Consider the following 23,066-nt stretch of genomic DNA (forward strand, 5'->3'; position numbering starts at 1 on the left):
ACGCTAAATATTTGGTTGAAAGGGGATTTTATGAGTGCTGCTTACGATGATGCAGCGTCACAAAGCTCTCAATGGACGCTTTTTGACGATTTTGATGAGCAAGCTGTAACTGATGAAGCGCACTCTAATGCTCATATTTGGAATCCTAATGTTGACACAGATGAGTGGATTCATAAACTAGAACCTACCGATGCGGACGCTTTAGCTCTTTCAAGTCTACAGCCTACATCTCTTACTACTGAACAGGCTGCACGCTTGTGGGCAAAACTAGCAGCATGGGCGCAATCTGATCAAATTGCCTACTATGTTGAAGATGCTCCAACAAGCTCGGATGCAGCTTATGATGCGCGTATACGAGCATTAAGTGCTCTGGAATCAGCTTTTCCAACACTTGACACTCCGCAATCTCCAACGCACCGCGTAGGTGGAACTTTTTCCAACGATTTTACTTCTGTAAAACATCCTTCGCGCATGATGAGCTTGGACGACGTGTTTTCTATTGACGAATTACACGATTGGTACAACAGTGTTCTTCGAGATTTGCAATGGCCAGAATCCAAGCCGCTTCCTATGACATGCGAAGTAAAAATTGACGGCCTTGCGTTAAATCTTATTTACAGAAACGGCACTCTTGAGCAGGGTCTTACTAGAGGAGATGGAGTCACAGGCGAAGATATTTCTCTTAATGTTAGAACGATTGAAGCAATACCAACTCAGCTTCATGCTGAAAATCCTGACGATATTCCTGAATTTGTTGAAATTCGCGGCGAAGTTTTTATGAAATGGGCTGATTTTCGTAAGCTTAACGAGGAGCAGGAAGACGCTGGAAAAGCAGCTTTTGCAAATCCTAGAAACGCTGCTGCAGGTTCGCTTCGTCAAAAAGATCCGCGCATTACCGCAACTCGTCATTTAAGCTTCTTCGCGCACGGCTTGGGGGAGCTTCGCTGGAAATCAAACTCAAGTCATACTAATAGTGAAACAACTTTTAACCAGTCTGACGCATACAATTTTTACAAACAGTGGGGTGTTCCAGTTTCTCCATACACGCGTAGAGTAACTAATTTTGCCGAAATACAAGACATGATTGATTATTATGGCGAACATAGGGCAAATATTTTGCACGCATTGGATGGAATTGTTGTAAAGGTTGATGACCGCGCATTGCAGCGCAATCTTGGAGCAACTTCAAGAGCCCCAAGATGGGCTATTGCATATAAGTATCCGCCGGAGGAAGTTAACACTTATTTGAAGGATATTGTTGTTCAGGTTGGAAGAACAGGAAGAGTTACGCCTGTGGCAATTCTTGAGCCTGTAACTGTTGCAGGATCTACTATTTCCAGAACAACTCTTCATAACTCTTACGAAGTTGAGCATAAAAACGTGCTTATTGGCGATACTGTTGTAGTGCGCAAAGCTGGAGATGTTATTCCGGAATTAGTTGGGCCTGTTTTGAAGGCAAGAGAAGGCAGGGAAAACCAATTACGAAAATTTGTTATGCCTGAGTATTGCCCTTCTTGCGGAGCAAAATTAGCTCCAGCAAAACAGGGAGATAAAGATATTCGCTGTCCGAATGTAGAAAACTGCCCAGCTCAGCTTACTGAACGTATTATTCACTTGGCTTCTAGGCAGGCTTTTGATATTGAGAATTTGGGAGATAACGCCGCTTTAGCTCTTACAAATCCTGAAGATTCTAGGCCAACTACCGCTGAAGTTTACTGCCCAGATATTGATAAGATTGTGGTTCAAAGAGGCTCCATGCAGCAGCCTTATGTTCCTCCTGCTAATTTAACGTTACCTAAGCCTCAAATTCCTGTACTTAAAAGCGAATCTGGAATTTTTAGCATAACAGCTAACGATTTACAAAATGTTATGGTTTGGAAGGAAATTCCGCTTGTTGAAGAATGGCAAGAAGTAGAAAAAGACGGAAAATTAAAAAAGCATACTCGAAAAATTGGAGGATCCGGGCTTTGGAGACAAGTGCGAGCATTCTGGACTCGCACAATTGAAGCGAAATTTGCTGAATCTTCGAGTCAAAACATTGAAGCTGAAGCTTTGGATCAGAACAGTGAATTTGATTCTAAATATCCAGAATTTCAGGTTCCAAAAGATGCTCAAGTAGTTTTTTGGAAAACTAAACGAGCTTCAAATAACTCAAAAGAAACAATTAACGTTCCGTGGTACACAAGACCATCGGAAACTACTCGCAGCATGCTTGAAGAAATAGCCCAAAAAGGCAAAAATGCTGCCCTGTGGCGCGTTTTAGTTGCACTTTCTATTCGTAGACTAGGTCCACCAACAGCGCGGCTTATAGCGGCAAAATTAGGATCTTTAGAAAATATTGCAAATACTTCAGTTGAAGAACTTACTCAGATTGATGGCGTTGGTCCAGAAATTGCTCAAGCTGTTTACGACTGGTTTAAGCAAGCAAAAGATAGTAGCAACTGGAGATTTGAAGTTTTGCACGCTTGGCAAGAAGCAGGGGTGGTCGGGAAAGTTGAAACATCATCCCTTGCTCAAACTCTAGTTGGTAAAACTGTTGTTGTAACAGGATCTTTGCAAGGCTTTAGTAGGGATGAAGCAAAGGAAGCAATAGTGTCTCGAGGTGGTAAAGCTTCAGGATCAGTTAGTAAAAACACGTACTGCGTAATTTTGGGAGAAAATGCTGGTTCTAAAGCAACCAAAGCTCAGGAACTTTCTATTCCAATGCTTAACGAAAAGCAGTTTAGTGTTCTTTTGGAAACTGGAAGCGTGGAAGAAGCTCTACAAAAAGCTAGCGAAAATTCTCTTGATATTAATGACTAAGGAATCATAACATAAATGAACACGAGCGAACTCGAAACACGCGTTTACGATTTGCTGGGTAGCGTTATTGATCCAGAATTAGGCCGTTCAGTTACAGAACTAAATATGGTAACTGGCGTTAGTGTTAGTGAAGCTGAAAATTTAGATGCTTCTAAACCGGTTTATAACGTAAGAATAAAGCTTGAACTTACTGTACCAAACTGCCCATTGGCTGAAATTATTACAGAACGAGTAAAAGAAGCTGTATCTAAATATCCTCAAGCAACTCTTATAGCACATGTTACTTCTAGCGCAATGAGTAAAGATAAGCTAGAAAAACTAGTAGAAGATTTGAAGGCTGAGCGCAGAGAAAATCCTTTTAACAAAGCTGGTACGCGTACGAAAATTTTTGCTATTGCTTCAGGAAAAGGCGGCGTTGGAAAATCTTCTATAACTGCTAATTTGGCCGCAACTTTTGCAGCTTTAGGATACGATACTGCAGCAATCGACGCGGACGTATACGGTTTTTCTTTGCCGCGCATGTTTGGAGTAAACTCTCAGCCAACTAATCTTAACGGCATGCTTATGCCAGTTGTTTCTTGGGGAGTAAAGCTTATTTCAATCGGCATGTTTGCTGGAACTGATCGTGCTATTTTGTGGAGAGGACCGCGTTTACAGCGTTCGCTAGAACAGTTTCTTTCAGACGTTTGGTGGGGAAGTCCAGATGTTCTTTTGCTTGATTTAGCACCTGGTACAGGAGATATGGCACTTGCTGTGGCTCAAACTTTACCAAACGTTGAGCTTGTTGTTGTTACAACACCTCAACCTAGTGCGTCGGACGTGGCGGTTAGGGCAGGTCTTATGGCTTTGCAAATTCCTGTGAGTGTTCGAGGCGTTGTTGAAAATATGAGCTGGTTTGAAAATAATGGCGAGCGCTTGGAAATATTCGGCTCCGGAGGCGGAAAAAGAGTTAGCGAACAGCTTTGTGAAGCTCTTCATACTAATGTTCCTCTTTTAGCTCAGCTTCCTCTTGACCCAACTCTTAGAGAAATTGGCGAAGCAGGACGTCCTGCGGTTCTAAACGAAGACGGCAAGTTAGATAATTCACAGCTTGCTAATACTTTTGTGCAACTTGCTAAATCTTTAATGGAAGAATCTAATCAAAAATAAATATGGGGCCGCTTGATTTTTCAAGAAACCCCATATTTTTATTTAATTTATAAAACTAATTACTTAACAGCATTAAGCCACTGTTCTTTAGTTGCTTTTTCAGCTTCCAACTTAGCTTTACGCTTCTTGTCGGTTTCTTTAGCAATAGCAGCGTTAAGCTCTTCGAGCTGCGCTTCCAATTGCAAAGCAAAGCTGGACTTACGAGCGTTAGCTTCAGGATCAGCATCTCTCCAAGCAGCCTCTTCAACAGCCTTAATCTTCTTATCAACATCATTCAAACGAGCCTCAATGCGACGCATATCTTCTCGAGGAACAAAGCCAATCGCATCCCACTCTTCTTGAATTTCAGACAAAGCTTTACGAGCCTTCTTAGCAGCTTCCTCATTTTCTACAGGCAGCAACGCTTCTGCTTTTACAAGCAAAGCTTCCTTCTTAGCGAGATTCTCATGCTCTCCAGCATTCAACTTTTCGCGATCAGCCTGTCGAGCATGGTAGAAAGCGTCAGCAGCCTCACGGAACTTAGCCCACAAAGCATCATCATGCTGACGTCCAGCATTACCAGCCTTCTTCCAACGATCCATCAAAGCGTTAAACTTAGTAGAAGTTTCACGCCAATCAGTTGAATCCTTCAAGCTTTCAGCTTCAGCAATAATTGCTTCCTTAAGCTGCTTAGCGTTATTACGCACGTGCTCACGTTCTTTAACCCAAGAATTACGAGCCTGGGAGAATGCGGAACGAGCCTTAGAGAAACGCTGCCACAAAGCGTCTGCATCAGCCTTATTCAAATGAATGGTAGTACGCTGATGCTCCTGCCATTCGTCGAAAAGAGAGCGAAGCTTATCGTTAAGCTCGCGCCAATTTGTTGAATCGCCCATTTTAGCAACCAACGCTTCAGCGCGTTCTACAATATTTGCACGCTCTTTCAAAGCTTTTTCAAGAGCCTCTTTACGAGCTTTTGCAATTTCTTCTTTCTTTTCATCTCCCTTTGCTTTAAGCTCGGCGTGTCGCGCACGCAAAGCAGCAAGGTCACCAACGGCTGCAGGCTCAGCTAATTCTTCTTGCAAAGTGTTAAGCGTTTCATCAATTTCCTTCACTTTTACGTTGGTTGATTCCAACCTTTTAGCGAATAAATCGAGCTTAATCTTCAAATCAAGGTAGCGGTGAATGTAGAAAGTCAATGCTTCTTCAGGAGTTCCAGTGGAGTATTGACCAACCTCACGTTCAGCACCGTTTTCAGTAACATAAACAGTGCCATTTTCATCAACACGTCCAAAGTTTTTTGCGGATTTAATATCCTCTTCGCTATAAGAAATAGTTGGTGCTTGAGCAACAACACGAGTCTTATGCGCGAAGCTCGCTGGCGATGGAGCAAGTGGCTTTGGCGCGGTAGTAGTTTTAGTAGTTTCTTCAGGTTTAGTCTGTTCGGTCACGGTCGACTCCTTACAGCAGATGCACGGTAACAATGTTACGAATAAGTATGACGGTAAGCCATGATTTTTCCGCAACACCACCTATTATAGTGGACATGGTACAAGGCTCATCTATATCAGGTTTCCCTGAATGGCTTCCTAGTGAACGCGCTGTTGAACAGCGAGTAGTAGATACACTTCGAGAAGTCTTTGAACTAAACGGTTTTATTGGCATAGAAACGCGTGCCGTAGAACAGGGTTCAAGTTTGTTGAAAAAAGGCGAAACAAGTAAAGAAATTTATTTATTGTCAAGATTGCAAGAAGTTGGTCACGAATCTGACACTCCTGTGGAAGAACGAATTGGCTTGCATTTTGATTTAACAGTTCCGCTTAGCCGTTACGTTGTTGAACATACTGGAGATTTAACATTCCCGTTTAAACGCTGGCAAATGCAAAAAGTTTGGCGAGGGGAGCGTCCTCAAGAAGGTCGTTTCCGCGAGTTTGTTCAAGCAGATATTGATGTTGTTGGCAACGGGGAACTTCCTTCTCATTACGAAGTTGAATTGCCTTTGGTTATGGTTGAAGCTCTCGAGCGATTGAGAGAATTTGGTTTACCAAAAGCTACAGTTCACGCAAATAATCGTAAGCTTTCCGAAGGTTTTTACCGCGGTATTGGTTTAACAGATATTGAAGGTGTTCTTCGCGAAATCGACAAGCTAGACAAAATTGGTGCAGAAGAAGTATCTAAACTTCTTATAAAAGAGTGCGGAGCTAATGAGTCTCAAGCTGCTGCCTGCTTAGAATTAGCTGAGCTTACTGCAAAAACTGGGGAAGAACTAAAGTCTAGCTTTGAATCTCTCTGCAATAAACACAATATTTCTACTAGCGAAGATAACGAATCGTATGCCTTGGCTACAGAAGGTGTTGAAACGCTCGCAATGATTGTTGACGAAGCTGCACGAATTCGTCCGGGCGCTGTTGTTGCAGATTTGAAGATTGCTAGAGGACTTGACTACTACACTGGTTCCGTTTACGAAACTTTCCTCGATAATGCAGCATCTTTAGGCTCTATTTGCTCTGGCGGCCGCTACGATAATCTTGTTTCTCAAGGCAAAAAGAAGTATCCAGGCGTCGGTCTTTCTATTGGATTGTCTCGCTTGGTTTCTTACATGCTTCACAGCGCTGGCGCTACAGTTTCTAGAATTTCTCCTGCAGCAGTTCTTGTGGCAGTTTGGAATGAGGAAGATCGTCCTGCATGCAATGAGATTGCTAGGAAGCTTCGCGAGCGCGGTATTGCAACAGATGTTGCACCAACTGCAGCAAAGCTCGGTAAGCAAATCAAGTATGCAGATAAGCTGGGTATTCCTTACGTATGGTTCCCAGCAGACAGCACTGAGTCTGAGTCTTCCAAAGACGAGGTAAAAAATATTATTACTGGCGAGCAGACGGTAGCAGACGCCACGTCGTGGCAACCGGATACTGTTTATGCCCGGCAGACAGTTTCTTGCGCTAAATAATATTCGTGCGAAATTGCTTGAATATTAAGCGCAATTTATGTCAACAAAAATGAATACACCATTATTAGAACGTAGAGGAAGTGGACTTATGAGCCAGACGGCGTATCGTACACATCATGCCGTTGAAGTGACTGAAGAATTAGTCGGGCAAAAAGTAACCATTGCTGGTTGGGTTGATCGTCGCCGTGACCACGGTGGCGTTGCCTTTGTTGATGTCCGTGATAACACAGGCTTGGTGCAGGTTGTTATTTATGATGAGGAAACTGCACGCCCGCTTAGAAGCGAGTTTGTTGTGCAGGTAACCGGCGAGGTTCGCTTGCGCCCGGATGGTAATGAGAACGACCACTTAGCAACAGGTAAAATTGAGATTGTTGCTCAAACTGTTACTATTCTCGCTAAATCCGACGCTCTTCCATTCCAGGTTTCTACTGCTTTGGAAAACGAGTCCGAAAACAAGCTTCCTAGCGAAGATGTTCGTTTGAAGTACCGTTATCTTGATTTGCGTCGCCCATCTATGCAGCGCAATCTAAAGCTCCGTTCTAACATGGCTAAGGCTGCTCGTCACGCTTTGGAAGATATGGACTTTACGGAAGTTGAAACTCCAACCTTTATTAAGTCCACTCCAGAAGGCGCTCGAGACTTTGTTGTTCCAGCACGTTTAGTTCCAGGCTCTTGGTATGCGCTTCCACAGTCTCCACAGCTCTTAAAGCAGCTTCTCATGGTTTCTGGCGTTGAACGCTACTATCAGCTTGCTCGCTGCTACCGTGATGAAGACTTCCGTGCTGATCGTCAGCCTGAGTTCACTCAGCTCGATATGGAAATGAGCTTTGCAAGCCAGGAAGACGTTATGGCTATGGCAGAGCGTGTTATTGCTGCTATTTGGAAGGAAGCAGGTCACGAAATCACCCTTCCTTTGCCTCGTATTACTTGGCAGGAAGCTATGGATAAGTATGGTTCCGATAAGCCAGATTTGCGTTTTGGAAACCCACTTATTGAGTTGACTGACTTCTTTAAGAACACTCCATTCCGCGTGTTCCAAGCTTCATATGTTGGCGCTGTGCTCTTTAAGGGCGGTGCTGATACGCCTCGTCGTCAGTTTGACGCATGGCAGGATTGGGCTAAGCAGCGTGGAGCTAAGGGTTTGGCTTACGTAGTCTTCGGCGAAGACGGCGAGCTTAAAGGCCCTGTTGCTAAGAATCTTAGTGAAGAAGAGCGCGCAGGACTCAAAGAAGCTGTTGGAGCGCAAGATGGCGACGCAGTATTCTTTGCAGCAGGCTCTCGCGAGTCTTCCCAGCTTTTGCTTGGTGCAGTGCGAGTTGAACTTGCTAGCCGCGCAGGATTGCTTCACCCAGATGAGTTTGCTTTCACTTGGGTTGTTGACTTCCCACTGTTTAAGCGCACTGACGATCCAGATGACGACGACGTTGCAGTTGGCCATTCTAAGTGGACTTCTATGCACCATCCGTTCACAATGCCATCTGCTGATTGGATTGACAAGTTCGATAAAGATCCAGAGCATGCAATGAGCGATTCTTACGATATTGTGTGCAACGGTAACGAAATGGGCGGCGGCTCTGTTCGTATTCACCGCGACGATATTCAAGACCGCGTTCTTAACGTTCTTGGAATCGACAAGGCTGAAGCTGACGAAAAGTTCGGCTTCTTGCTTGAAGCTTTCAAGTACGGTGCTCCACCTCACGCTGGTATTGCTTTGGGTTGGGATCGTACTGCTGCAATTTTGGCAGGCGCAAGCTCGATTCGCGACGTAATCGCCTTCCCTAAGGCTGGCGGCGGTAGAGACCCTCTAACTGGCGCTCCAGCTCCAATTTCTGACGAGCAGCGTGCAGAAACTGGCGTAGACTACGATCCAGAAGAAGACGAGTAAATAAAATCTACTCGTAACATATTGTTACAAAGCCGTTGATTGTTGATTTAATAATCCTCAATCAGCGGCTTTTTTGTAACCTAAGAGTAACAAAACGTAACGGTGGCGATAAATAACCGTAACACAGCTTAGCTAGACTTCTTTTTATGGATAAGCAAGTATCAAAGTCAGATCCAAACGCCGAGGATATGACTAATAGCACTTCTAAAGTGCTCAAAGCGGCAAATCCCCTTGTAGAATTAAGCCATGTCGAAAAGCATTTCGGAAAATTACATGTGCTTAAAGATATTAATCTCACTGTCAATAAAGGCGAAGTTCTCGTTATTATTGGCCCATCCGGTTCTGGAAAATCAACAATGTGCCGTACAATCAACCGTCTTGAAACAATTGATTCGGGAGATATTCGCATAGACAGCAATCCACTTCCACAGGAAGGCAAAGAGCTTGCATCCTTGCGCGCAGAAGTTGGAATGGTATTCCAGTCATTTAATCTTTTTGCAAACAAAACGATTCTTGAAAACGTTACTCTTGCACCAATGAAAGTTCGTCACATGGATCAGCAAAGCGCTGAAACTCTTGCCATGGAATTACTCACTAGAGTAGGAGTAGACAATCAGGCTAATAAAATGCCTTCGCAACTTTCAGGCGGACAGCAGCAGCGCGTAGCAATCGCTCGAGCGCTCGCAATGCAACCAAAAGTTATGCTTTTTGACGAACCAACTTCCGCACTCGACCCAGAAATGGTTAACGAAGTACTGGATGTTATGGTTGAGCTTGCAAAAGAAGGCATGACAATGATTTGTGTTACGCACGAAATGGGCTTTGCTCGTAAAGCTGCTGACAGAATTGTTTTTATGGCCGATGGTCAAATCCTCGAACAGGGTACTCCAGAAGAATTCTTCGAGCATCCAAAAACTGATCGAGCAAAAGATTTCCTTTCCAAGATTCTTACGCACTAATAGTGCTTTTTCAATTTCGTTTTAGCTTAAACGCCAAAACATGCGAAAACAGTTCTTATGAAGGGAAAAGATATGAAAATATTACATAATCGCATTTTTCGTGCGATACTAGCGATGCTTTGTACCGTATGTTGCGTTATGCCGCTTACAGCTTGCGATCGTAGCGATGGTAAAAAAGTAATACGCATTGGTATTAAATTCGATCAGCCTGGTATGGGTTTCAAAAAATCAGGAACTTACGTTGGATTCGACGTTGACGTTGCTAAGTATGTTGCCAAAAAGCTCGGCTATTCAGAAGATCAAATCGTATGGAAAGAATCACCATCTAAGCAGCGTGAAACAATGCTTCAAAACGGTGATGTCGATATGATTGTTGCAACATATTCCATTACTGACGCTCGCAAGAAAATGGTTTCGTTTGCAGGACCTTACTTTATTGCCGGACAAGATTTACTAGTTCGCAAAGGCGAGCATAAGGTGAATGGCCCGAACGATTTAGACGGTAAGCGTTTATGCTCAGTATCTGGTTCAACATCCGCAATAGCTGTTAAAGAAAAGTTCTCTTCAAAAGTACAGCTTATGCAACAGCCAGGCTATGCTGAATGTGCAACTGCATTATTCTCAGGCATTGTGGATGCTGTAACTACTGACGATATTATTCTTGCTGGCCTAGCTACAGCTTCTAGAGGTCGTTTAAAGCTTATTGGTAAGCCATTTACCGCAGAATATTACGGAATTGGCATCAAAAAAGGAAATACTAGCTTAGCTAAGAAAATTAACGCTGCCTTAAAAGACATGATTCGTAACGGATCTTGGAAGCGAGCTCTAGACGATAATTTGCGCGGAACTGGTTTTAAGCCAAACGCAAAGTATAATCCGCCAATTCCTCAAGAGGGGGAGATGTAATATGCAAGATTTCGTGCAACTTTTTACCTCCTACAATATTCCAGGAGCATTCTTGGTAAATATTGAAATCACCTTATGGAGTGTACTGTTTTCAACAATAATTGGTGTAATACTTGTTACAATGCGCATTTGCCCTGTGGCTTCTTTGCGCATGGTTGCAACCGCCTATGTTGAGCTTTTCAAAAACATGCCTCTTACAATCATCATGGTTTTCATGGTTTTAGGCGTGTACGCTCAGCTTAAGCTTGGTTTCTCACCAATTTTTGAAGTGAATTTCTTCTGGCTTGCAATTGCTGGATTATCACTATATACGGCAGCGTTTGTGTGCGAATCTTTAAGATCCGGACTTAACACTGTTCCGGTTGGTCAAGCTGAAGCCTGCCGCGCTCTTGGATTAAACTTCTTCCAGTCGGCAACGCAAATAATTTTGCCACAAACATTCTGCGGCTCTGTTGCACCTTTGGGTAACACTTTTATTGCATTGCTTAAAAATTCTACAGTTGCTGCAGCAGCATCTGTTGCAACAGAAACTTCAACAATGATGAGCGAAATGATTGAGAAGCACGCGGATTTAATCGTACCAATCTTCTTAATATTCGCCTTAGGATACATCATCCTCATTATTCCTATTGGAATTTTGACAACGTATCTGTCTAACAAGCTTGCTGTAAGAAGGTGATAGTGATGGCTAAACAACGTGAACAATCATTATTATTTGACGCTCCAGGTCCTAAAGCTCTTAGGAAGATTCGAGTAGCAAATATTATTGCAGCCTGCGTGTTTGCTGTATTCGTTATTGCTGTACTAATGCGACTTAGCAATCCACCAGAAGGAGAAAACCAGCTTTCTTGGGTATTGTGGAATCCAGCTATTGAATCTGAAGCATGGGTTGATTTCTATCTTCCAGGATTATGGATGACTTTGAAAGCTTCTATGCTTGCTGTAGTAGGTTCCATAATATTTGGCTTATTCTTTGGATTGTGCCGTCTTTTACCTAATTTCATTATTCGTAGTATTTCTGCAGTAATAGTTGAGTTCTGCCGAGCCGTACCAGTATTAATGCTTATGATTTTCTTGTGGAGAGCATTTGCACTTTCTGGCATGAAAGAGGCATCATACTGGGCTGTAGTTCTAGCTTTGATTATGTACAACGGCTCCGTTGTTGCCGAGCTTGTTAGAGCAGGCGTTGGTAATCTGCCAAACGGACAACGCGAAGCTTCGTTAGCATTAGGCTTAAGCGAATACCAATCTCTTACACAAATCGAAATGCCACAGGCTATTATTGCTATGATGCCTGCTGCAGTAACTCAGCTTGTTGTTGTTTTGAAGGATACTGCTCTTGGTTCGATTATTATGTACACTGATTTACTCCAGGAATCTCGTCGACTTGGATCAATGTACTTTAATATTTTGCAAACTTTAAGCGTGGCAGCAGTTATATACTTCCTGATTTGCCTTGCGCTATCTTGGTTTGCAGAATGGCTCCCAGCTCACTTGAAGAATCGCACTGCGGCTCCAACAGAGGCAGACCCTGTTGCACCAATTGCTATTATGGATCCTTCTAACGTGAACCAGATGGCTGTGGCTAACGAGGTTAAGGAATTGCCTTATGGCGGTACTCCTCGTAAGTATCACGTCCATCACCGTGGAACTAACGCTTCTATCCATCATTGGCGTAGAACTCGCTACATACAAGGCTATGATGAGCATCACTTAAAAACTGGCGACGAGACAGAAGGAAATCTTAAGAATGCTCAAAACAATTTTGGCAACAAATCAAAAAACAAGCCAAAGGATAATCATAAAGATATTAAAAAAGATAATCCAAAAGCTTAGCTTGTAGCTAAAATTTGTAGCAAAATTTAGGAAGCGTAGTTAGTGACTTTAGTTGCTGACTACGCTTTTTGTAGCTAAACTATTAAGGTCATAAACTATTTATGGCCACATGCATACAAGGAGGCTAATACATGGATGGCGCGTTTGAATTGTCCGCTGCAAAGATGCGCGAACAAGGAATGAGCGAAATTGCTATTGAACAATTTGAGCACTTGTATAACGTTTGGAGCGTAAATAAATCTGGGGATAATTCAGGGGAGTTTATTCGCGAAAGCACAATTGAGCCTATTAAAAGCGTTCCAACTTTTCACGAAATTTACGAAACTATTGATCACGATAAAGCAGTGAACGCATTCGCAAAAACAGCGTTTATTAAACTGAACGGCGGTTTGGGAACTTCTATGGGATTGTCTTGCGCAAAATCTTTACTACCAGTTCGCAGACATAAAGCTCGTCAAATGCGCTTTATTGATATTATTATCGGTCAGGTTCTTACAGCACGTCAGCGTTTAGGAGTTAAACTCCCACTGATTTTTATGAACTCTTTCCGCACTTCTCACGATACTTTGCAAGTTCTAAAACGCAATCGTAAGTTTATTCAGGAAGATATTCCAGTTGAAATTATTCAGCATCAAGAGCCTAAACTTGTTGAAGAAACAGGAGAGCCGGTTTCTTACGAAAAAGATCATTGCCTTGAATGGTGTCCTCCTGGACATGGTGATATTTTTTCAACTCTGTGGGAATCTAAATTATTACAAACTTTAAAAGAGCACGGTATTGAGTATTTGTTTATCTCAAATTCCGACAACTTAGGCGCAAGACCTTCAAGAACACTTGCACAGCATTTTGAAAATACTGGCGCTCCAATCATGGTTGAAGTTGCAAAACGAACCCAAGCTGATCGAAAAGGTGGGCATATTGTTCGAGATGCTCAAACTGGAAGATTAATGCTTCGCGAAATGACACAGGTTCATCCGGAAGATCGCAGAAGTGCGCAAAGTATTAAAAAGCATCCATATTTTAATACGAATAATATTTGGGTTCGTGTTGACGCGTTGCAAAAAAAGCTGGAAGAACATGATGGAGTTTTGCCACTTCCTGTTATTTGTAACAGAAAAACAGTTGACCCAACTGACGAAACAAGCACTCCAGTAGTCCAATTAGAAACAGCAATGGGCGCTGTTGCATCGCTTTTTGACGAAGCGCTTTGCGTGGAAGTAGACCGTATGCGTTTCTTGCCTGTTAAAACCACAAATGACTTGTTTATTATGCGATCCGACAGATTCCATCTTACTGATTCTTACGAGATGGAAGATGGAAATTACATATTCCCAGATATTGATTTGGATCCACGCTATTACAAGAACATAAACGATTTTGACGAGAGATTCCCATACTCCGTACCAGCTTTAGCTGCTGCAAAATCGGTTACTATTAGGGGAGATTGGACTTTTGGCAACCAGGTATCAATGTTTGCTGACGCAGTATTAGAAGACACTGGTGAGCCAAGTTATGTTCCAAATGGAGAATTTGTTGGACCGCAAGGAATTGAACCAGATTCATGGGTTTAGTATGGCGTGTCGCGAAAAAATGGCGTATTTTCAACGTTGTTTGTGTTTGTGTGAACAAAAAATATAGAATTATTGTAACTTTTTTCAAAAAATGTCCACACGTACCGCAAAACACCATTAAAATAGAAAAGGTTGTGTAATAGTGCAACGCAAATAAAACTGCATTTTGCAAGTTTTGCATGCACTTACACATAAGTAAACAGATTTCAAACATGATACGTGAGGACCAATGGTAGAAGGAAGCAACGGAAGGCGACGTTTTTCCGACAAATGGGGCAAACACGAGCTCGATGTGCTCGCTGTATTGTCTTCCGCATTCCCGCAATGGCTGACTTCGCGGCAAATTGCACAGCGCGTTAAAGCATACGCAGATTCTTATGGTGAGCTTGCTGACCAAGCAGCCAAAGCAGCATTCGCAAAACAATTCCAGCGAGATCGCGCAAAACTAGCTGCTATGGGAATTGCAATCGAGTCTAGGCAGCCTGAATACTCATCGAAGTCCGAAGGTCAAGACTTTGCTTCATATCGTTTGCAATTAGGCGATGAGCCTCGCGTGCGTTTACGTTTTGACCAATCTGAATTGCCAGTGTTAGCAGCAGCAAATTATCTTGCTCGCTCAATGTCTATTTCTTCTATTGAATCGGATCAGCATGAGCAACAGCGTACTTCTCGCACAGCTCCACGAGTTCCTCAAACTCCTATTCCTGGATTAGGTTTGGATTCTATTGCGCCTGGTTTAGGCACTCAAATGCTTCCTGATTCGTTGGTGAAAGTTATTGATTCTCGTCGTTTTGCGGCAACAGTTGACGTTGACGGAGAACACTTAAATGTTGCTTATACAGATGCAGACGATTTAGCGATGTTTGTGCTAGAGCATCCAGGCTCAAGCGTTGTAAGCCCACAAGAGGCAGTTGACGCTTTCCACCGTCGCTTGCACGCAGCTGTAGATTTTGCAGCATGCAACGAAAATAACAAACTTAATAGCGAAGAAAATAACGAAGCACCTTTGCAAAATACTGAAGCGCAAGATGCTGAAGCAGATAAATCTCACGCAAAGAAAGGCTCATCCTTCCAAACGGGCAGCGAAGTTGACCGTCGTTTGCGTTTGATGCTTTTCTTATCTGCCCATCTTGGAGAAGAATTCCCATTAAACGAACTAGCTGAGCGTTTTATTGGAAAGCCAAAGAATGAGGATGAGCTTCGTCGTTTCGTTACGATTCTTCACAAAGATATTAATACGCTTACTACTGTTTCCGACGATGGCGAAATGGCAGGCAGCCAATTCTTTGACATTGATTGGACTCTTCTTGAAAACGAGGGCATTGTTTCTGCAACAAACTCTTTGGGTTTGGAGCGTCTTGCCGGTATTTCTCAACAGTATTTGAGTATGCTAACTGCATCTGCTAACTATTTGGCGCACTCTCTACTGTTGCCAGTTGAGCAGCGAGCGCAAGCTGAATCGTTGTATAAGCGTCTTCGCCGCCACGTGCTTCCAGGCCAAACTCCTTGGCTAAGCTTAACAGGCTACGAAATCGAGCCTCGCAATTGCTCGATTGTGCGTAGTGCTATTAACGCCTCCGCCTTGTTGGATATGGAGTATACCGATGGAGCTGGCCGTATTCGACGCAAAGTTGTGGCTCCTTCGAAAATTTATGTTGATGAAGGCGTTTACTACGTTGCCGTTTGGACTGACGTTGAGAATCAAACACCTGAAGATAAGCGCGAGTTTGTTTCTAAAGATACGACTATTAACAAGGCAAATGGCTTACCTCGAATTTGGCAGGTGCTTCGCGTAGCTAGAATCGAGCGTGCGGAAGTTGTGGAGCCTGTGTCTAAATTAGAAATTCCAGACGTTCCAGTTAGCGAGCTTCGTAAGTGGAGTTTTGACAATGGTACTGAAACCTGCTTCACTACTGACGAAACAGAGCTTAATTTCTTAAAGAATTTATCTGGAGCTACTATTAAACCTTGCGGAAACGGAGTTGAGGTTCATCTTACGGTTTCTTCAGATTCTTGGTTCGTTGCATTCTGTATTGCTCATGCTCGCCACATTACTGCTGTTGCTCCAGAAACATTGCGCAGTATGATTATTGCCCGCGCACAGCGTGAATTAAGCGTTAATCACGCTGATAGCACGAACTCGGAGGAGTAATATGCCATGGTGGATTTGGCTAGTCATTACAGTGTTTATGCTGTGCATGATTGCCGCCGGAGTAGTGGTAGTTGTTTTAAGCGCAATAAAACTAGCTAGGACTTGCGTTAACTTTACAGATAGTGCAGCCTCTAAGTTTGAAGCTTTGAACGAGTCTAATGAAAACGACGACGAGCCTAAAGATCCTCTTTTTACTCTGCCTATTCAAAAAGCTGCAGAACGTTATGAAAAAACCAGAGAAAGAGTGCTTGAACGCCATCAAAAAATTCGCGAAAATCATCGTAAAATATGGCAGCACTGGGATAAAAAATCTCTTCGAGAAGAAGATATTAAACTATAAAGCTCATAAAACAATTTGAACAATAAAGATAGCGCGGGGCATATTTTGCATAATTCACAAACAGATAACTGCAAAAATGGTGACGTTTTATTGTCTCCTGCTCAACGTTTTGCTGCTTTTCGTGAAGTTATTAAGCATGAGCGTTCAATGGCCGCAGATTTTGAGCGTTCTTTGCCTTTTGATTTAGACGATTTTCAGCGTGAAGCAATTGATGCGCTGGAAGCTGAAAATAATGTTTTAGTTGCTGCTCCTACAGGTGCAGGAAAAACCGTTGTTGCAGATTTTGCAGTATTTTTAGCTCAACAGCGTAACGTAAAAGCCTTTTACACTACGCCAATAAAAGCTTTAAGTAATCAAAAATATCATGATTTTTGCGAACAATACGGTTCTAAAAATGTTGGTTTACTAACAGGAGACACATCTGTAAATCCTGAAGCAGATATTGTTGTTATGACAACTGAAGTTTTGCGCAATATGCTGTATGAAAACTCTATTACGCTTAATTCTCTTGGCTTTGTAATTCTTGACGAAATTCATTATCTTGCAGACAAATTCCGTGGCGCAGTTTGGGAAGAAGTTATTATTCACCTTCCTAAAACAGTGAAAATCATTGGTTTATCTGCAACAGTTTCTAATGTGGAAGATTTTTCCTCCTGGCTTGAATCTGTGCGCGGAACAACACATTTGGTTGTAGATGAGCACAGGCCTGTACCTCTTGAAAGACATGTTGTTATTCAGGAAGATGGCAGAACTGAGCCTGAATTATTGGATTTATATGATCGCGACAATAAAGGAAACGAAACTAAACGCGTAAATCCTGCATTAACTAGGAAACTTAACGAATGGGAGCATCGCGCTCGTAGACGCCAGGATTCATACAGTGACAGCAAATACCGTTATAGAAAAGGCAAAAAGCGTGTTGTTAGAAGGGGAGTGGCCGAGTCAGATAAATCTACTCGCCGACATACTCCTAAACGTTGGGCTGTTATTGACGAATTAGATTACTTAGGGATGCTTCCTGGAATTTACTTTATTTTTTCTCGTTCAGGCTGCGATCAGGCTGTTCAGCAATGCTTGAATGCTGGATTAATTCTTACTTCCGATGATGAAATGTATGAAATTCGCAAAATCGTTGACAGCATGGTTGCAAATCAGCTTTCAAAAGAAGACTTGCATGCACTTTCTTTTGAAAGATTCAGGTTTTCACTTGAACAAGGTTTTGCAGCTCATCATGCTGGAATGATTGCATTATTTAGACATATTGTTGAAACACTATTTGAACGCGGACTTATTAAAGTTGTTTTCGCAACAGAAACACTAGCTTTGGGCTTAAATATGCCTGCAAGAAGCGTTGTAGTAGAAAAGCTAGTAAAGTTTGATGGCACAGGTCATGTTCCTCTTACTCCAGGCGAATTTACGCAGCTTACAGGCCGTGCTGGAAGACGCGGAATTGACGATATTGGTCATGCTGTATTAGTCGATCATGCTGATTTTGTGCCAGCTCAAGCTGCAGCACTTTCTAGTAAGCGCGTGTATCCTTTACATTCAAGCTTCGTGCCAACGTTTAATATGGCTGTTAATTTGCTGCATTCAAGCGATGCGGATACTGCTCGCACAACTTTAGATTGCTCATTTGCACAGTGGGAAGCTAATGCTTCAGCCCAACGCTTACATAGTCGCATGAACGAGCTTGAAACAGCTCTTAGAGGATATGAGGAAGCTTTTCACTGTGAACAGGGAGATTTTGCTGATTTTCTTCAGCTGCGCATGAAACTTAAAGAAGCTCAGCATGATCAGCGTCGTAAGCTTAAACACACTTTATTTAAGACGGATGCTGAAAGAAGTGCAGCTTTTAAGAAGCTAGATGACACTATTTCTTTGCTTCGCGAAGAAGAGAGAAAGCATCCTTGTGCTGCATGCCCAGATATTCAACAACATTTACGTTGGGGATACCATTGGATGCGCGAACATAAGGAGCTTGAGCATGTGCGTGAACGTTATGAATCTCGTACTGGTTCTGTTGCGCGAACTTTTGACCATATTTGTGACGTATTGTACAGTTTGAATTATTTGCAATCTTCCAAAGATAATAACAAGCAAAATATTTTATGCCTTACTGATCGCGGACAATTGTTGCGAAGACTATATAATGAACTAGATATTGTTTTTGCTGAGGCGATTTGTGAAGGAATTTTTAATAATCTTACGCCTATTGAATTATTATCATGCTTATCTGCTTTAGTATACGAATCTAGGGGAGCTTCAGGCGGAGAGCCTAAAAGATACCCGGGTGGTCAAAATGGAGCGGTATTTACAACTGTTTCGCGCATGAAGGATCTATTTATTAGAACAAGCGCATTGTGCGCAAACGCCCATCTTCCAGCTTTAAGACCGCTTGAATTTGGTGCTGTTGATATTATGTACGATTGGGCTCAGGGAGCAGATTTAGCCGACATTTTGCAAAATACAGACAATACTGGAGGCGATTTTGTTCGTCAAGCAAAACGTCTTATTGATTTACTCACCCAGCTTTACGCAGCGGGAGAGTATTTACAAGCTATAAGCGGTGTAGATAAAAATCTTGCATCTAACGCTCACGAAGCTGCATTACTTATGAACCGTGGCGTCGTGGCATATTCGGATGTGTAACATGTGCGACAGCTAGTCCGTGCAATTAGGTAGTTTTTTATAAAGTACTAAATAAGGAGATACTATGGCAGAACGCAGTTTACGCGGTATGAGCATTGGTGCAAAATCTTTGGAATCTGACGATAATGTAGATTTTGCTGCACGCGAGGATGTTGCATATGTGTGCCCAAAAGGTCACCGCACAATACTTCCTTTTGCTCAAGGTGCTGATGTTCCTGAAGAATGGGAGTGCCGCTGCGGTTCAATTGCTCATCGCGAAGGCGAAGACGACCGTCCTGACGACGATTTTAACAAGCCGTCTCGCACACACTGGGACATGTTGCTTGAACGCCGTAGTGAAGACGAATTGAAGACTTTACTAGATAAGCGTTTGAAAATGCATCACGAAGGCTGGATTCCTGACTATGAGTGATTGCTCGATGGACTCGAGAAAAATCTCACGAAATGTTGTGCTATTAGATCTTGATGGCACTTTAACAAAGTCTGACGTAGGCATTATTACCTGCGCTAAGCTTGCTTTGAAAGAATTAGGTCAGCCTATTCCTGACGATGCTGAAATGCAACGTTTTATAGGACCGTCTATTTTAGAATCCTTCCAGAGAATTAAAGTTCCTGAAAATCTGCAGATGCAGGGTCTTGCTATTTATCGCAAATATTATTCTGAGATTGCTACATTTGACGATCCGAACGTTCCTGGAAGCAAAATCCCAGGTTGTTTGCTCAATAAAGTATACGATGGCATTCCTGAGCAGCTTATTAAATTGCGCAAAGCAGGTTTTTATTTGGCAACCGCATCATGCAAGCCTGAATATCAAATGAAACCTATTTGCGATTATTTCGGATTTAATAATCTTATTGACGGAATTTATGGCGCGAGTAGAGATATGTCTCGTATTACTAAAGCGCAAGTTATTCGCTACGTATTCGATCAAATAGGCTATGATGCGTCTCAAGGAGACAGAGCACTTATGGTTGGCGACCGTTGGACTGATGCTGACGGCGCAAAAGAATGCGGATTAGATTGCTTGGGATGCGCTTGGGGTTACGCTGAACCTGGTGAGCTTAAAGCACACGGATCTTACAGGATTATTGACAACGTAAGCGAATTAAGCACAGCAGTTTTAGAATATTTCGCTTAACTTATTATTTAATAATACTTTTTAGTATATTATTACCTGATATTTATCCGATAATGTACGTTATGTCAAATTAGATTAGAATACGCAAACTGAAGCAGTAAAATCTCACCTAATTTATAGCCCTAGTACTATTGCAAAATAATCTATTCTTTTAAGTTTCTGTACGAACAAAATATCATAGTAGAAATGTTTGCAACAATAAGCACGATAATAATTACATATGAAGGAATCAAAATTGAGTCCATTAATAAGAAATAATTATTGTAAACAAATCCAAAATCGCGAACAAAATGTAAAAGCATGTATGCAATCATCGCACACGGCAATCCACAACAATGCGTAATAACAATGTTCCAAGGTATTAAGCGAACCGAATTTTGCTTATTTACATTTGGTTTAGAATAAGCATTTTTTTGAGATCTTACTAAAAAACGTAAGCAAGCAAATAGACTATATGAGAACAACGCTACTGATGCAAACCAGAACATAATAATAGCGATACTAACAGCTACAAGCATGCCTATCCCCACGTTTCTTGAACGAGATTCCAAGAACTATGCTTATTCAACGAAGTTTTTGTAATAGATGATTTTAAATTAGATTTAGATGAAGATTTACCAGAAATTTTCTTGTTGCCTTCTGTTTTAGTATTTTCAGAAGATGCTTCTAAAGCTAAATCATCTTCTACACGCGCCACAATACGCCCAACAGCAATAGCAAATACAGCGAAACCAGAAGCAAGCATACGACGCATATTTTCTTGATTATCATCACATTCTTGAACAGACTGTCCGTCGCAAATAATCGTCATGTTGCGCAAACGATCCTCAGAATAACGATTGAGAAAAATAATAGCAGTCGTAACATTTACTAAATTCACGCCAGCATCAAGCAGCCTTTTAGCAACTGCCATAATCGCAACATCCTTAAAAGAATATAAACGACGAGAACCAGATCCATTAGATGCATGAATCGAAGGTTCTATAATGCTTTTACGCGCCCAATAATCTAACTGCCGGTAAGTAATACCAGCAACCTTCATAGCAACGCTACCACGATATCCTAGCTGATCAGATGATAGCGAAAAACCAAAAAGCTCCCCCTGAACAGCATAAGAAGAATTATCGGACTGTAACTGCGTCATGAGCGAAAAATACCAGTCGGAATTTACCAATCATGATTTCATCACCATTATGAAGCACAGCTTCATCCACTCTTTCACGATTTACGTAAGTTCCGTTCAAGCTTCCAGCATCAATAATGCTAAAAACGCCGTTAACACGCTTAAACACTGCATGAGAGCGAGAAACAGTTGAATCATCGAGCAAAATATCAGCATGCGAATCGCGACCAACTGACACCAAATCCTCGTCAAGAAGATAACGAGAACCGGAAACCGCTCCCCTGGTTGAAATCAACAATGCGGTTCCAGGCAGCAATTTTGATATTGTGTCAAAATCATCCTGCTGCAAAGGACGATCCGAAGTAGTATTCATTGGAATATGAATAGCTGGCATACCAATAATAGTTGTTTCGCCAGCGGTAGGAATTGGTTCAGTCATACTTGCTATTCTACCTTGTTACTCGACGGGTTTTGCATATTCGTACTGTTTTGGCGCGCGTGTCGCAGTAATTTCTACCTCATCTGGCACAGAAACCAAAACAGAAGAGCCAAATTTAATCTTCAAACGCGACCCAACACCGCCAGCAATATTAACAGCATTTTGAAGATTCTGCGGATCTCCGATTGCCTTAACAATATATGGCGGATCAATCATAATGCCGTCGCATAAAAGCCCATGCTTTGTTTGCGAAATATAGCTTGAAGTCACAATGCGAACATCATTAATAGACATAACTTCTACACCAGAATTTCGCAATTCCTCCACAAGCTGAAACATGGTTGCGGCGTCAATATTTTCCTTCTCTCCTGCTGTAATGTGTATAATAATACCCCTTCCAACAGCTGGAAGACGACCAGAAATAAGACCATTGGCTTGTGCGTTTTGTTGCGCAATTCTTCGCGCCTCATCCTGCTTATTAACTGCCTGCTTTAAAGAATCAAGCTGACCGGTCAACTCACTTTTTCTCATTTCAAGACTCTGAATTTGAGAATGCGTTTCGGTTATAAGTCGAGTTAATTCTTCCTCGCTCATTGTTTCATACAGTAAAGAGTTGCTTCTATTAACTTGAATCATATAAGCAAATCCTAAAAGAGCACAAAGAAGCATCATTAAAAGTCCGGTAAATATTCGCGTGTAAGTAATATGACCGCTTAAAGACGGCTTTACTCTACGGCGAACAGCAGGAAACGAACCCGTTTGAATTGCATCGCTTTCAGAATCGTGAGCATTCTGTCTGCGCATTTTATGAATAATGTCATCCCCTCGAGAAGCATTAGAAAACAGTGGTCGCATATTAACTCCTGAAAATAAAGCGACGAATTGCAGAAACGTTCGAGAATATTCGAATACCAAGCACAACAATAACTGCAGTCTGCAATTGAGCGCCTACACCAAGCTGGTTCCCAAGCAAAACAAGTAAAGTCGCTGCAATAACGTTTGAGAAGAATGAAATAACGAAAACTTTATCCGAAAAGTTTCGCTCAAAATACGCACGAGCCGCACCAAGCAATGCATCCAATGCTGCAACCACCATAATTGGCAAATATGGTTGAATGACAATAGGAATATCTGGATGCACCACAATGCCAATTAGCACGCCTAAAATCAAGCCTAGAATTGCTGCCATG

General features: G+C 42.2%; 19 protein-coding genes. 14 read left to right on the top strand and 5 right to left on the bottom strand.

From position 1 onward, the window contains the following. The first annotated feature begins 30 nt into the window (after window positions 1–30). Window positions 31–2,802, top strand: a complete 2,772-nt coding sequence (ligA, locus tag HXT33_RS03510) for an NAD-dependent DNA ligase LigA (RefSeq protein ID WP_421786530.1) — start codon at window positions 31–33, stop codon at window positions 2,800–2,802. A gap of 15 nt (window positions 2,803–2,817) precedes the next feature. Beyond that, window positions 2,818–3,951: an Mrp/NBP35 family ATP-binding protein gene (locus HXT33_RS03515; RefSeq protein WP_004137184.1), complete on the top strand. Its 1,134-nt coding sequence runs from the start codon at window positions 2,818–2,820 to the stop codon at window positions 3,949–3,951. 59 nt (window positions 3,952–4,010) lie between these two features. Here HXT33_RS03515 and HXT33_RS03520 read toward each other — a convergent pair whose 3' ends face one another. Beyond that, window positions 4,011–5,381 (bottom strand): DUF349 domain-containing protein, encoded by a 1,371-nt coding sequence (locus HXT33_RS03520; protein WP_421786532.1) that lies wholly within the window; start codon window positions 5,379–5,381, stop codon window positions 4,011–4,013. Window positions 5,382–5,476: 95 nt separating this feature from the next. Here HXT33_RS03520 and hisS point away from each other — a divergent pair, with 95 nt between their 5' ends. The 12 genes from hisS (at window position 5,477) to HXT33_RS03580 (ending at window position 20,314) form a co-directional block, all read left to right on the top strand. Beyond that, window positions 5,477–6,877 carry a histidine--tRNA ligase gene (hisS, locus tag HXT33_RS03525; RefSeq protein WP_032841790.1) on the top strand — a complete coding sequence of 467 codons (1,401 nt, stop codon included), beginning with the start codon at window positions 5,477–5,479 and terminating at the stop codon, window positions 6,875–6,877. An 88-nt stretch (window positions 6,878–6,965) separates the two neighbouring features. Further along, window positions 6,966–8,762, top strand: coding sequence for an aspartate--tRNA ligase (gene aspS / locus HXT33_RS03530; protein ID WP_004137190.1), 1,797 nt, complete (start codon window positions 6,966–6,968; stop codon window positions 8,760–8,762). 188 nt (window positions 8,763–8,950) lie between these two features. After that, window positions 8,951–9,721, top strand: coding sequence for an amino acid ABC transporter ATP-binding protein (locus tag HXT33_RS03535; RefSeq protein ID WP_050543666.1), 771 nt, complete (start codon window positions 8,951–8,953; stop codon window positions 9,719–9,721). A gap of 72 nt (window positions 9,722–9,793) precedes the next feature. Next, window positions 9,794–10,627, top strand: a complete 834-nt coding sequence (locus tag HXT33_RS03540; RefSeq protein WP_421787588.1) for a glutamate ABC transporter substrate-binding protein — start codon at window positions 9,794–9,796, stop codon at window positions 10,625–10,627. Window position 10,628: 1 nt separating this feature from the next. After that, a complete protein-coding gene (locus HXT33_RS03545) occupies window positions 10,629–11,306 on the top strand; it encodes an ABC transporter permease subunit (RefSeq protein WP_004137196.1) in 678 nt (225 codons plus the stop codon). Between the two features lie 5 nt (window positions 11,307–11,311). Next, window positions 11,312–12,463 carry an amino acid ABC transporter permease gene (locus tag HXT33_RS03550; protein ID WP_004137197.1) on the top strand — a complete coding sequence of 384 codons (1,152 nt, stop codon included), beginning with the start codon at window positions 11,312–11,314 and terminating at the stop codon, window positions 12,461–12,463. A 131-nt stretch (window positions 12,464–12,594) separates the two neighbouring features. Further along, window positions 12,595–14,034, top strand: a complete 1,440-nt coding sequence (locus HXT33_RS03555) for a UTP--glucose-1-phosphate uridylyltransferase (protein ID WP_004137199.1) — start codon at window positions 12,595–12,597, stop codon at window positions 14,032–14,034. Window positions 14,035–14,263: 229 nt separating this feature from the next. Beyond that, entirely contained in the window at window positions 14,264–16,186 is a 1,923-nt protein-coding gene (locus HXT33_RS03560; RefSeq protein ID WP_004137202.1) for a helix-turn-helix transcriptional regulator, read from the top strand. 1 nt (window position 16,187) lies between these two features. Continuing rightward, window positions 16,188–16,526, top strand: a complete 339-nt coding sequence (locus tag HXT33_RS03565; protein ID WP_004137203.1) for a hypothetical protein — start codon at window positions 16,188–16,190, stop codon at window positions 16,524–16,526. A 15-nt stretch (window positions 16,527–16,541) separates the two neighbouring features. Next, on the top strand, window positions 16,542–19,175 hold the full coding sequence (locus HXT33_RS03570) for a DEAD/DEAH box helicase (protein WP_421786536.1): 2,634 nt from the start codon (window positions 16,542–16,544) through the stop codon (window positions 19,173–19,175). Window positions 19,176–19,239: 64 nt separating this feature from the next. Further along, window positions 19,240–19,587 carry an RNA polymerase-binding protein RbpA gene (locus HXT33_RS03575; RefSeq protein ID WP_004126876.1) on the top strand — a complete coding sequence of 116 codons (348 nt, stop codon included), beginning with the start codon at window positions 19,240–19,242 and terminating at the stop codon, window positions 19,585–19,587. 7 nt (window positions 19,588–19,594) lie between these two features. Next, on the top strand, window positions 19,595–20,314 hold the full coding sequence (locus tag HXT33_RS03580; RefSeq protein WP_375169490.1) for an HAD hydrolase-like protein: 720 nt from the start codon (window positions 19,595–19,597) through the stop codon (window positions 20,312–20,314). Window positions 20,315–20,834: 520 nt separating this feature from the next. Here HXT33_RS03580 and HXT33_RS03585 read toward each other — a convergent pair. The 4 genes from HXT33_RS03585 to HXT33_RS03600 are packed head-to-tail and all read right to left on the bottom strand — an operon-like array spanning window position 20,835 to window position 23,065. After that, a complete protein-coding gene (locus tag HXT33_RS03585; protein WP_421786539.1) occupies window positions 20,835–21,458 on the bottom strand; it encodes a MerR family transcriptional regulator in 624 nt (207 codons plus the stop codon). Further along, window positions 21,436–21,876 carry an FHA domain-containing protein gene (locus tag HXT33_RS03590; protein ID WP_004137215.1) on the bottom strand — a complete coding sequence of 147 codons (441 nt, stop codon included), beginning with the start codon at window positions 21,874–21,876 and terminating at the stop codon, window positions 21,436–21,438. The genes HXT33_RS03585 and HXT33_RS03590 overlap by 23 nt, the downstream gene beginning before the upstream one ends. Window positions 21,877–21,894: 18 nt before the next feature. Continuing rightward, window positions 21,895–22,731: a DUF881 domain-containing protein gene (locus HXT33_RS03595; protein WP_004137217.1), complete on the bottom strand. Its 837-nt coding sequence runs from the start codon at window positions 22,729–22,731 to the stop codon at window positions 21,895–21,897. A gap of 1 nt (window position 22,732) precedes the next feature. Continuing rightward, window positions 22,733–23,065, bottom strand: a complete 333-nt coding sequence (locus HXT33_RS03600) for a small basic family protein (protein ID WP_004135038.1) — start codon at window positions 23,063–23,065, stop codon at window positions 22,733–22,735. Window position 23,066: the final 1 nt, after the last annotated feature.

Source organism: Gardnerella sp. DNF00753 (genome assembly GCF_049244275.1).
GTDB lineage: Bacteria > Actinomycetota > Actinomycetes > Actinomycetales > Bifidobacteriaceae > Bifidobacterium > Bifidobacterium greenwoodii.

Coding starts and splice junctions, on each gene's coding strand:
- ligA (WP_421786530.1), top strand. CDS start 31: ATGAGTGCTGCTTACGATGATGCAGCGTCACAAAGCTCTCAATGGACG.
- HXT33_RS03515 (WP_004137184.1), top strand. CDS start 2,818: ATGAACACGAGCGAACTCGAAACACGCGTTTACGATTTGCTGGGTAGC.
- hisS (WP_032841790.1), top strand. CDS start 5,477: ATGGTACAAGGCTCATCTATATCAGGTTTCCCTGAATGGCTTCCTAGT.
- aspS (WP_004137190.1), top strand. CDS start 6,966: ATGAGCCAGACGGCGTATCGTACACATCATGCCGTTGAAGTGACTGAA.
- HXT33_RS03535 (WP_050543666.1), top strand. CDS start 8,951: ATGACTAATAGCACTTCTAAAGTGCTCAAAGCGGCAAATCCCCTTGTA.
- HXT33_RS03540 (WP_421787588.1), top strand. CDS start 9,794: ATGAAAATATTACATAATCGCATTTTTCGTGCGATACTAGCGATGCTT.
- HXT33_RS03545 (WP_004137196.1), top strand. CDS start 10,629: ATGCAAGATTTCGTGCAACTTTTTACCTCCTACAATATTCCAGGAGCA.
- HXT33_RS03550 (WP_004137197.1), top strand. CDS start 11,312: ATGGCTAAACAACGTGAACAATCATTATTATTTGACGCTCCAGGTCCT.
- HXT33_RS03555 (WP_004137199.1), top strand. CDS start 12,595: ATGGATGGCGCGTTTGAATTGTCCGCTGCAAAGATGCGCGAACAAGGA.
- HXT33_RS03560 (WP_004137202.1), top strand. CDS start 14,264: ATGGTAGAAGGAAGCAACGGAAGGCGACGTTTTTCCGACAAATGGGGC.
- HXT33_RS03565 (WP_004137203.1), top strand. CDS start 16,188: ATGCCATGGTGGATTTGGCTAGTCATTACAGTGTTTATGCTGTGCATG.
- HXT33_RS03575 (WP_004126876.1), top strand. CDS start 19,240: ATGGCAGAACGCAGTTTACGCGGTATGAGCATTGGTGCAAAATCTTTG.
- HXT33_RS03580 (WP_375169490.1), top strand. CDS start 19,595: ATGGACTCGAGAAAAATCTCACGAAATGTTGTGCTATTAGATCTTGAT.
- HXT33_RS03585 (WP_421786539.1), bottom strand. CDS start 21,458: ATGACGCAGTTACAGTCCGATAATTCTTCTTATGCTGTTCAGGGGGAG.
- HXT33_RS03590 (WP_004137215.1), bottom strand. CDS start 21,876: ATGACTGAACCAATTCCTACCGCTGGCGAAACAACTATTATTGGTATG.
- HXT33_RS03595 (WP_004137217.1), bottom strand. CDS start 22,731: ATGCGACCACTGTTTTCTAATGCTTCTCGAGGGGATGACATTATTCAT.
- HXT33_RS03600 (WP_004135038.1), bottom strand. CDS start 23,065: ATGGCAGCAATTCTAGGCTTGATTTTAGGCGTGCTAATTGGCATTGTG.